We start from the raw sequence: 6,640 nt of genomic DNA, 5'->3' as shown, positions 1-6,640 counted from the left end.
CGCGGCAGCGTCCGGCTCGGCTTCGCGCCCGTCGGCGAGGACCGGCTGGCGATCAGCGTCGCCGATACCGGGATCGGGATCGCCCAGGAACAGCAGGACAGCATCTTCGAGGCGTTTCAGCAGGCCGATGGGACGATCAGCCGCAAATACGGCGGAACCGGACTGGGTCTTTCGATCTCGCGCGAATTGGCGCGGCTGCTGGGCGGCAGGATCAGCCTGGAAAGCAAGGTCGGAGAAGGCAGCCGCTTCACGCTCACCATCCCGATTGCCTATGATCCCGCCCTGGTACCGTCGCGCCAACTGGCTCCCGCCGCGCCCCGGCAGCGCGCCGCCAGACAGGGTGCCGTGCCGCGGATCGCGGCCGACGACCGCGCAGTGCTGAGCGAAGGCAAGCAGCTGCTGCTGGTGATCGAGGACGATGCGACCTTCGCCGGGATCGTCTGCGACCTGTCGCGCGAGATGGGTTTCCAGTGCATCGTCGCCAGCACCGCGCAGGAGGCGATTGCGCTGGCCGGCGAATATCGCCCGCACGCGATCGTGCTCGATATCGGCCTGCCCGACCAGTCGGGCCTCACCGTGCTCGACCAGCTCAAGCACAAGGACGAAACCCGGCACATCCCGATCCATGTCATCTCGGGAGCCGATCAGGGCCCGACGGCGCTGGCGTTGGGCGCGGTCGGCTTTCTCGGCAAGCCCGCGCGGCGCGACGAGCTCGCCGAGGTGCTGGCGACGCTCCAGGCCAAGCTGGTGTCGCGGATGCGTCGCGTGCTGATCGTCGAGGACGACGCCGTGCAGCGCGAGGCGGTGGGTCAGTTGCTCAAGTCGCAGGATGTCGAGACCGTGGGCGTCGGCACAGCGGCCGATTGCCTTGCCCGGTTGCGCGGCGAGGCGTTCGATTGTGTCGTGCTCGACCTGTCGCTGCCCGATGCGTCGGGCTTTGCCGTGCTCGAGGAGCTGAGCGCCGACGGGGACCACGCCTTCCCGCCGGTGATCGTTTATACCGGGCGCGAACTGACCGCCGACGAGGAGCAGCGGCTGCGGCGCTATTCGAGCTCGATCATCATCAAGGGCGCCAAGTCCCCCGAGCGGCTGCTCGACGAAGTGTCGCTGTTCCTGCACCAGGTGGTCGCCGATCTGCCGCCCGAACAGCGCAAGATGATCGAGAAGGCGCGCCACCGCGACGCCGCGCTCGAAGGCCGCCGCATCCTCATCGTCGAGGATGACGTGCGCAACGTCTATTCGCTCACCAGCGTGCTCGAACCGCGCGGCGTGGTGACGCAGATCGCGCGCAACGGCCAGGAGGCGATCGACGCGCTGGAAGCGGCAGGCGAGGATTCGGACAAGGCGATCGACCTGGTGCTGATGGATGTGATGATGCCGGTGATGGACGGGCTTACCGCGGCGCGCACCATCCGCAGCGAGGCGAAATGGGCCAGGCTGCCGATCATCATGCTCACCGCCAAGGCGATGCCCGATGACCAGCAGAACTGTCTGGACGCCGGCGCGAACGACTATATGGCCAAGCCGATCGATGTCGACAAGCTGCTGTCGCTGGTGCGCGTATGGATGCCGCGCTGATGGCCGAGAATATCGAGGATATCGAGATCGAGCTGCTGCTCGAGGCGGTGTACCAGCATTATCACTATGATTTCCGGGGCTATGCGCGCGCGTCGCTCAAGCGCCGGTTGCTGCATGCGCGCAAGCAGCTGGGCTATGACAGCATCTCGGCGATGCAGTCCGATGTGCTGCACGACCGCACGATGCTGCCGCGGCTGCTCAACTATCTCACCGTCCAGGTCAGCGAGATGTTCCGCGATCCTTCCTATTTCCGCGCGCTGCGCGAAAAGGTGATCCCGCACCTGCGCACCTATGCCTCGCTCAAGGTCTGGGTCGCCGGGTGCAGCAATGGCGAGGAGCTGTATTCGCTCGCCATCCTGTTCCGCGAGGAAGGGCTGGCGCACAAGACGATGTTCTACGCTACCGACATCAACCCCAATGCGCTGAAGGCCGCTGAGGCCGGCGTCTATCCGCTCGACCGGATCCGGCTGTTCACCGAGAACCATCAGCAGGCAGGTGGCCTTACCTCGCTGTCGGATTACTACACCGCCGACTATGGCCGCGCGGTCTTCGACAAGTCGCTGCGCAACCAGGTCGTGTTCTCGGACCACAGCCTGGTCACCGACAGCGTGTTCGGCGAAATGCAGCTGATCTCGTGCCGCAACGTGCTGATCTATTTCAACCGCGAGCTGCAGAACCGTGCGGTCGGACTGTTCAGGGATTCGCTCGCGCGGCGCGGTTTCCTGGGCCTGGGCTCGAAGGAAAGCCTGCGCTTCAGCGAGCATGCCGGAGCGTTCAGCGAATTCGTCAGCGACGAGAAAATCTACCAGCGGGGCCTGACATGACCGACAAGGCGGTGGTGATCGGGGCATCGGCGGGGGGCGTGCAGGCGCTGTCGCAGATTCTTCCGGCCTTGCCGGGAAACTTTCCCCTCCCCATTTTCGTTGTGGTCCATGTCCCGCCGCGCCGGGACAATGCCCTGGTCCAGCTGCTGGCCGCCAAATGCGCACTTCAGGTCAAGGAAGCCGAGGACAAGGAAATGGTGACGGGGGGGATGATCTATTTCGCGCCGGCGGATTATCACCTGCTGGTCGAGGAGGGCGGAACCCTCGCGCTATCCTCGGAGGAACCGGTCAACCATTCGCGCCCCGCGATCGACGTCCTGTTCGAATCCGCCGCCGATGCCTATGGCCCGGCGCTGACCGGGATCGTGCTGACCGGCGCGAACCATGACGGCGCCGATGGGCTGAAGGCGGTGGGTGCGGCAGGCGGGGTTGCGCTGGTCGAGAACCCGGTGACCGCCGAGGTATCGACCATGCCCGCCGCCGCGCTCGCGGCCTGCCCCTCGGCCCGGGCCATGAGCTTTGCCGACATCGTCACCCATTTGCGCGATTGGGCGGCCGCATGAGCGCCGTCGCCGAGCCAGTCAAATGCCTGCTGGTCGACGACCTGCCGGAAAATCTCGTCGCGCTGGAAGCGCTGCTCAACAGCGACGGGCTGGAATGCCACAAGGCGCGCAGCGGCGAGGAAGCGCTCGAACTGCTGCTGGTGCACGAATACGCGCTGGCGCTGCTCGACGTGCAGATGCCGGGCATGGACGGCTTCGAACTCGCGGAACTGATGCGTGGCAGCGAACGCTCGCGTCATGTGCCGATCATCTTCGTCACCGCCGGCAGCGGCGATACCGCGCGCCGGTTTCGCGGCTATGAGGCGGGCGCGGTCGATTTCATCCAGAAGCCGATCGAGCCCGATATCCTGCGCTCCAAGGCGAACGTCTTTTTCGAGCTCTACAATCAGCGCCGCCAGATCGCGAAGCAGCGCGACAGCCTGGCCGCGATGGGGCTCGAACTGCAGGCGGCGGATGCGCAGAAGAACCGGTTTCTCGCGGTGCTGGCGCACGAGCTGCGCAACCCGATCATGGCGCTGGTCGCGGGTCTCAGGTTGCTCGAGCGCCGCGAGGGCACCGATGCGGTTCCCGAAATCCGCAGCGCGATGAACCGCAGCCTCAGCCACATGACCCGGCTGGTCGAGGACCTGCTCGACATCTCGCGCATCGAACAGGGCAAGATCTCGCTGCGGCACGAGGAACTGCTGCTGCAGGACGTCGTCGGCTTCGCCATCGAGACGGTGCAGCCGATCGTCGATTCGGCGGGCCACCGGTTGCACGTGTCGCTGCCCGATGCGCCGGTCAGGCTGCGCGGCGACCATGCGCGCGTCACCCAGATCGTCGGCAACCTCATCACCAACGCCGCACGCTACACCCCCAATGGCGGCGATATCCGCGTGACGCTGCGCACCGAGGATCGCTGGGCGAAGATCGAGATCGCCGACAATGGCATCGGCATCGCCGCCGAGCAGCAGGGACGCATTTTCGACATCTTTGCGCAGGTCGCGCCTGATGGCCGGATGAACCAGGACGGGCTGGGCATCGGCCTGGCGCTGGTCAAGCAGCTCGTCGAGCTGCACGGCGGGCGCATCCTGCTCACGCGCAGCGCGCCGGGCGAAGGCAGCAACTTCGAGGTCTGGCTCCCGCTGGCCTGAACCCGCGCGCGCACCCACGCTCGCCCGACAGAAGATGAAGCCACGCGCGCCTAGCGGCGCCGCGCCACCGGTGCATCATAGCGTTCGAACCTGCCCAGTCCGACAAAGCTCACGCTCGCGCCCGTCAGGCCGTCGAGAAGGTAGACGACGTCTCCTGCGCACAGCAGGGGTCCTTTCGACTGGATGTGCAAAACCTGGCCATCGGCCAGCGCATCGCCCTGGCCGCGCACGCGGTTTATGAATTGCCGGTGGTTCGACACCTTGTAGACGATGCCGGTACCGGCGATGATCCGGATCGCGCGAACCTGGTCCAGCGCGAGGCACTCGGCTTCCCCGCCAACAGGGGCAGGCTGATCATCGGGCAGGGGAGGGACGAAGATCAGGTCAGCGCCGGGGGCATGTCGCATCGTACCGCCCGCCGGTGCCATGGCCTGGAATGCTGCTGCGATCAGGATCAACACGCGTGACAACAGGACACTCCGACCTACGCCCCTGCAGCGAAATGCACCTTGAGGGAACGGCTAGCACAACGTTTCCCTCAAGGTGCATCAGGTCCAGGGGGCATTTGGACCGCGTCAAGCCGGCCGGGGGTGATGGCCGCTTGCAGGGGGAAGACGTCGCCCGCCGAACGATCCCGCATCGTTTTTCCGTTCGCCGAATAAATCTGGTATCGGCCTTACGGTTTGGTATCGGGCGTGACGTCTGCCAGCATGTGCGCCACCCCAAAGGTCAGCCTGGTCTTGCCTGAATCCGGAACATCACCGCCCCTCCAGGGCCTGCAGGCCTTGCTGCTGCAAGAGCGGGAGAGCTTCCTGCGCTTTTTGCGCGCGCGCGGTGCGGGCGATGCGGCCGAGGACATCTTGCAGGACACCTGGCTGCGGCTGGCGACGGCGCAGGCCAGCCCGGTCGCCGAACCGCGCAACTATCTGTTCCGCGCGCTCAACAACGTGATGCACGATCGCTATCGCTCGGCGCAGCGCGCGCGCAGGCGCGACGGCGAATGGATCGAGATCAATACCAACGATGCGGAAGCCTCGGACGCACCGCTGCCCGACCGCGCGCTCGCGGCGCGACAGGCGCTGGCGCAAGCCGAGGCGGTGCTGCGCGCCGAGGGCGAGCGGGTGCTCGACATCTTCCGCCTGTTCCGTATCGAGGGCCTGGGCCAGCGCGCGATCGCCGAGCATCGGGGGCTCAGCCTCAGCACCGTCGAGAAGGATCTGCAAAAGGCCTATCGCGCGCTGATCCGCCTCAAGGAGACGCAGGATGCGGAATGAGCCCGGCGGTGACGTCCACCTTGCAGGATGGTCAGCATGACAGACACGAACGAACAGATCCGGCAGGAAGCGCTCGAATGGGTTCTGGCCTCGCAGGAGGCCGATTTTGCCGGATGGGACGCGCTGACCGACTGGCTCGATGCCGATGCGCGCAACAACGAGGCCTATGACGCGGCGATGGCCGCCGGCAGCTGGATGGCTGACATGATCGCCGCCGCCCCTGCCCTGCCGCAACCGGCGAATGACGAGACGCCCGCTCTGCCGAGCCGTGCGCGAAGCTGGCGGAGCGGCTATCTCGCGCTGGCGGCCGCGATCCTCGCGATCCTGCTGATCCCGCTCTGGCAGATGCGGCCGCAGCCCTACAGCGTCATCACCCCGAACGGTCAGACGCGCACGATCGCGCTCGACGACGGCAGCCGCATCCTCGTCAACGGCGGCACGCGCCTCGCGCTCGATCGGAGCGAACCGCGCTTCGCGAGGCTGGAGCGTGGGGAGGCGATGTTCATCGTCCGGCACGACGATTCCGACCCGTTCGTCGTCGAGGCCGGCGATGTCCGGCTGGTCGATGCCGGCACCGCGTTCAACGTCGTGCGCAGCGGCGCAGGCCTCGACGTGGCGGTGTCGGAAGGTGCGGTGATCGTCAACCCGGAAGGCGAGAATGTCCGGCTGAACCCGGGAGGTCGCGCGCAGATCGATGGCGCGAGCGGGCGCATCACCTTGTCCGATGTCGCGGCCAGTCATATCGGCGGCTGGCGATCGGGCCAGATCGCCTTTGCCGATGCGCCGCTCGGCGAGGTGGCTGAGGCGCTCGAACGCACGCTGGGGACCCGGGTCACGGTCTCGCCCGAGCTGGCGGCGGCGCGGTTCAGCGGCATCCTGCAGGTCGCCGGGCGCCATGCCGATGCCCTGCCGCAGATCGCCCCGGTATTGGGGGCGCGTGCGGTGAGGCGCGCCGAGGGCTGGGAATTGGTGAACATCGATGCGCAGCCGTGACGGCCTGCTGACGGCTCGGTATCTCCTCCCCGCATTGTGCGTTCTCGCGGCACCGGTCGAGGCGCAGGCCGAAGCTCCGGCGCGGATCGACATCGCCGCCGGACGGCTCGACAGCGCGATCGTTACTCTGGGACAGCAGGCGGGAATCAGCATCGGCCTGACCGATCGCCGTCTTGGCGCACAGCGGGTGCGGCGGCTGCGCGGGGTGATGTCGGCCGAGGAAGCGTTGCGGCGGCTGCTCGACGACAGCAACGCCCGCGCCGTTCGGCTTTTGG

At 66.9% G+C, this 6,640-nt stretch carries 7 protein-coding genes and 1 pseudogene; 7 read left to right on the top strand and 1 reads right to left on the bottom strand.

All coding sequences use genetic code 11. From position 1 onward, the window contains the following. The 4 genes from DM995_RS22215 to DM995_RS08205 form a co-directional block, all read left to right on the top strand. Positions 1-1,578: response regulator (locus DM995_RS22215; RefSeq protein WP_232824190.1), on the top strand; the 1,578-nt coding region annotated here is incomplete at its 5' end. Further along, positions 1,563-2,402, top strand: coding sequence for a CheR family methyltransferase (locus DM995_RS08215; protein WP_198669299.1), 840 nt, complete (start codon positions 1,563-1,565; stop codon positions 2,400-2,402). The genes DM995_RS22215 and DM995_RS08215, both read left to right, overlap by 16 nt. After that, on the top strand, positions 2,399-2,965 hold the full coding sequence (locus DM995_RS08210; RefSeq protein WP_116969101.1) for a chemotaxis protein CheB: 567 nt from the start codon (positions 2,399-2,401) through the stop codon (positions 2,963-2,965). Before DM995_RS08215 ends, DM995_RS08210 begins: the two co-directional genes overlap by 4 nt. Then, positions 2,962-4,098, top strand: a complete 1,137-nt coding sequence (locus DM995_RS08205) for a hybrid sensor histidine kinase/response regulator (RefSeq protein ID WP_116970376.1) — start codon at positions 2,962-2,964, stop codon at positions 4,096-4,098. Before DM995_RS08210 ends, DM995_RS08205 begins: the two co-directional genes overlap by 4 nt. A 50-nt stretch (positions 4,099-4,148) precedes the next feature. Here the strand turns inward: DM995_RS08205 and DM995_RS08200 are convergent, their stop codons facing one another. Further along, the gene (locus tag DM995_RS08200; protein ID WP_116969100.1) at positions 4,149-4,568 is read right to left on the bottom strand and encodes a hypothetical protein; all 420 of its coding nucleotides are present in this window, start codon (positions 4,566-4,568) and stop codon (positions 4,149-4,151) included. Between the two features lie 315 nt (positions 4,569-4,883). Between DM995_RS08200 and DM995_RS08195 the strand changes: the two genes are divergently transcribed. The 3 genes and pseudogenes from DM995_RS08195 to DM995_RS21780 form a co-directional block, all read left to right on the top strand. Further along, the gene (locus DM995_RS08195; RefSeq protein ID WP_232824188.1) at positions 4,884-5,372 is read left to right on the top strand and encodes an RNA polymerase sigma factor; all 489 of its coding nucleotides are present in this window, start codon (positions 4,884-4,886) and stop codon (positions 5,370-5,372) included. A 36-nt stretch (positions 5,373-5,408) separates the two neighbouring features. Then, entirely contained in the window at positions 5,409-6,365 is a 957-nt protein-coding gene (locus DM995_RS08190) for a FecR family protein (protein WP_157973124.1), read from the top strand. Further along, positions 6,352-6,640, top strand: a pseudogene (locus DM995_RS21780) (hypothetical protein); the annotation flags it as partial. The gene DM995_RS08190 and the pseudogene DM995_RS21780, both read left to right, overlap by 14 nt.

The organism is Blastomonas sp. UPD001, from assembly GCF_003426715.1.
In the GTDB taxonomy this organism is placed as follows: domain Bacteria; phylum Pseudomonadota; class Alphaproteobacteria; order Sphingomonadales; family Sphingomonadaceae; genus Blastomonas.
This window is presented reverse-complemented; position numbering and strand designations above follow the sequence as displayed.